Consider the following 2,934-nt stretch of genomic DNA (forward strand, 5'->3'; position numbering starts at 1 on the left):
CCATCAATACCGAGCGTGTGAAAAAGGCTTTGGGCACGGATCAGCTGCCGGACAATCAATGGGATTTGGTGTTTAACCCCGAATACACGTCCAAACTCAAGCAATGCGGCATCAGCTATTTGGACAGTGCGGCGGAAATTTATCCTATGGTGTTGAACTATATGGGTAAAAACCCAAACAGCAGCGAAACGGCGGATATCAAGGCAGCTACGGAAGTCTTGAAGAAAAACCGTCCGTACATCAAGCGTTTTACCTCGTCCGGTTTTATCGATGATTTGGCGCGCGGCGATACTTGCGTAACGATTGGTTTTGGCGGCGATTTGAACATTGCCAAACGCCGTGCCGAAGAAGCAGGCGGCAAGGAAAAAATCCGTGTGATGATGCCGAAAGAAGGCGTGGGGATTTGGGTGGATTCGTTTGTGATTCCGAAAGATGCCAAACATGTGGCCAATGCCCATGCGTATATTAATGATTTCTTAGATCCTGAAGTTGCGGCGAAGAACGGCAATTTTGTTACTTATGCGCCGTCCAGCAAACCGGCTCAAGAGCTGATGGATGAAGAGTTTAGAAACGACAATACGATTTTCCCGACCGATGAGGATTTGAAAAACAGCTTTATCATGGTGCCTATCCAACCGGCGGCGTTGAAATTTATGGTCCGTCAATGGCAAAGCGTGAAAGCAGGGACATAAGCTGATTTAAACGTATTAAGGCCGTCTGAATGGTGTAACCGAAATCCTTGATTTCGTTTTACGGCTGTTCAGACGGCCTTTGGTTTGTGTCAGATTGGCTTGGATAAGGTTTATAGTGGATTAAATTTAAACCAGTACGGCGTTGCCTCGCCTTGCCGTACTAATTGTACTGTCTGCGGCTTCGTCGCCTTGTCCTGATTTAAATTTAATCCACTATAAAAACAAAGGGCGTGTCTATCAATCACGCCCTTTGTGTTTGTTTCAGACGGCCTTAGAATTTCACGCCTTTATGCAGGGCGACGATGCCTGCGCTCATGTTGTGGTAATCCACGCTGTCGAAGCCTGCATCCAGCATCATTTGTTTCAAGGTTTCTTGGTCGGGATGCATACGGATGGACTCGGCGAGGTATTGGTAGCTGTCGGCATCTTTGGCAATCAGTTTGCCCATAATCGGCAACAGTTTGAAAGAGTAGAGGTCGTACACGCCTTCCAAAGGCTTGTATACTTTGGAAAATTCCAACACCAGTAAGGTGCCGCCCGGTTTCAATACGCGGTACATTTCTTTCAGCGCGGCATCTTTGTGCGTCATATTGCGCAGACCGAATGCGACGGAAACCAAATTGAAATAGTTGTCGGGGAACGGCAATTTTTCAGCGTCTGCCAACGATACAGGCAGAATCATGCCTTCGTTGAGCAGGCGGTCGCGGCCGACGGTCAGCATGGAGGAGTTGATGTCTGTCAGCCAAACTTCGCCTTCTTTGCCCACACGTTTCGCCCAGCCTCGGGACAAATCGCCTGTACCGCCGGCGATATCCAATACTTTGTCGCCTTTTTTCAGGCGGGCGGTATTGATGGTGAAATGTTTCCAAACACGGTGCAGACCGCCGGACATTACGTCATTCATAATGTCGTAGTTTTTTGCCACGGAGTGGAAGACTTCGGCAACTTTGCCTGCTTTTTCGTCTTCGTCAACAGTCGTGAAGCCGAAATGGGTTTTGTGGTCGCTCATAGTGTCTGCCTTCTTAAAATAATACGGATTCAGATATCGAATACGTCGAAATCGCCAACCACTTTCGACGCGGGAAATATAGTTTGTGCCTGTCGCTCCAGCATCAGGCGTTGCCCTTCTTCGGTATAACGTGCGCTGATGTGGGTCAGGTAAAGTTGTTTCACATTGGCTTGCAAGGCCAGCTTGGCGGCATCGGATGCGGTCGAATGAAACACTCGTTCCGCTGTCTCTTCATCGCCTGCGGCAAAGGTTGCTTCATGCACCAAAACGCCTGTGTTTTGTGCGGCATACACTGCCTGCGGACAGGCTTTGGTATCGCCGAAGATAGCCGCTACCTGTCCTTTTTTGGGCGGGGAGAGAAACGCTTTGCCGTCAATGATCCTGCCGTCGTCCAATGTTACGGCCTCGCCTTTTTTCAGACGGCCTTTCCGCCGCAACCGCCGCTACCGCAGGAATGTGTGCGTTTGGGTTTCAAATCTTCGGCACTTGGCGTTCTGGACGCGCCGGCTTTTTGGAGGCGGTCGAGATAGTCTTGCCAAAGCGCGTCTTGATTGTGCGCCAATCGGTAGAGATAGTCCCAGTCGTAAAGGCCGCTGTTGTGGCCGTCTGAAAAAGTAATTTTCAATGCGTATTGGCCGACAGGTTCTAAATCGGTAATGCTGACTTCGGCTTTACCTGTTTGCAAAACATCTTGACCTGGACCGTGTCCGCGCACTTCCGCGCTGGGCGAGTACACGCGCAGGTATTCGGCAGGAAGGCTTTTGGCACCGTCAACATAAACCAAAGTCAGTACGCGCCGCTCTTGCTGGAGGCGGATTTCTTGTGGAATTTTATCGGCTTGGATCATGTCATGCTCCGTTCTTTTTACGCAAATAGGCAACGCGTACAGAAAAAATACCGCCAAGTACGGCAAACAGCACGATTGTGTAGAGTGAAAACCGTATCAGGCTCACTTGCGTGTCCGCCGTCAGCCCCAAAGGCAGCAACATCACGGCAACGAACAGTAAAAACGCGGCCAACATGGCGGCAATGCTGGCAAAGGCATAGCGGGTATTGGCTGCTGTTTGCGGATGTTTGGTCATGTTGGATAGCTTGCCGTAGGGTGATGAGGCGGTATTTTATCAGCTTTTTGGTGCTTCATGCCGTCTGAAAACGGCTTTATTTCCATAAATAAAGTGTAATGGCGCGCCTGTCTTCGCCTTCGGGCATTAAGCGGATGCTGCTGCCTTTGCT

The 2,934-nt window shown here is 50.0% G+C and carries 5 protein-coding genes; 1 reads left to right on the forward strand and 4 read right to left on the reverse strand.

From position 1 onward, the window contains the following. The coding region (locus ACTHUT_RS16955) for an extracellular solute-binding protein (protein WP_440419153.1) at positions 1 to 692 on the forward strand (692 nt) is incomplete at its 5' end. Positions 693 to 963: 271 nt separating this feature from the next. Here the strand turns inward: ACTHUT_RS16955 and ubiE are convergent. From ubiE to ACTHUT_RS16975, 4 genes are read right to left on the reverse strand one after another with little or no spacing between them, the layout of a single operon-like run. After that, positions 964 to 1,701 carry a bifunctional demethylmenaquinone methyltransferase/2-methoxy-6-polyprenyl-1,4-benzoquinol methylase UbiE gene (gene ubiE / locus ACTHUT_RS16960; RefSeq protein ID WP_003746386.1) on the reverse strand — a complete coding sequence of 246 codons (738 nt, stop codon included), beginning with the start codon at positions 1,699 to 1,701 and terminating at the stop codon, positions 964 to 966. 29 nt (positions 1,702 to 1,730) lie between these two features. Continuing rightward, positions 1,731 to 2,138, reverse strand: a complete 408-nt coding sequence (locus ACTHUT_RS16965) for a ribonuclease Z (protein WP_440419155.1) — start codon at positions 2,136 to 2,138, stop codon at positions 1,731 to 1,733. After that, complete coding sequence (locus ACTHUT_RS16970; RefSeq protein WP_250600307.1) at positions 2,117 to 2,548, reverse strand: gamma-butyrobetaine hydroxylase-like domain-containing protein; 432 nt, start codon at positions 2,546 to 2,548, stop codon at positions 2,117 to 2,119. The genes ACTHUT_RS16965 and ACTHUT_RS16970 overlap by 22 nt, the downstream gene beginning before the upstream one ends. 1 nt (position 2,549) lies before the next feature. After that, the gene (locus tag ACTHUT_RS16975) at positions 2,550 to 2,783 is read right to left on the reverse strand and encodes a cytochrome b6 (protein WP_070633530.1); all 234 of its coding nucleotides are present in this window, start codon (positions 2,781 to 2,783) and stop codon (positions 2,550 to 2,552) included. Positions 2,784 to 2,934: the final 151 nt, after the last annotated feature.

This window comes from Neisseria sp. P0022.S010 (assembly GCF_051956635.1).

Coding starts and splice junctions, on each gene's coding strand:
- ubiE (WP_003746386.1), bottom strand. CDS start 1,701: ATGAGCGACCACAAAACCCATTTCGGCTTCACGACTGTTGACGAAGAC.
- ACTHUT_RS16970 (WP_250600307.1), bottom strand. CDS start 2,548: ATGATCCAAGCCGATAAAATTCCACAAGAAATCCGCCTCCAGCAAGAG.
- ACTHUT_RS16975 (WP_070633530.1), bottom strand. CDS start 2,783: ATGACCAAACATCCGCAAACAGCAGCCAATACCCGCTATGCCTTTGCC.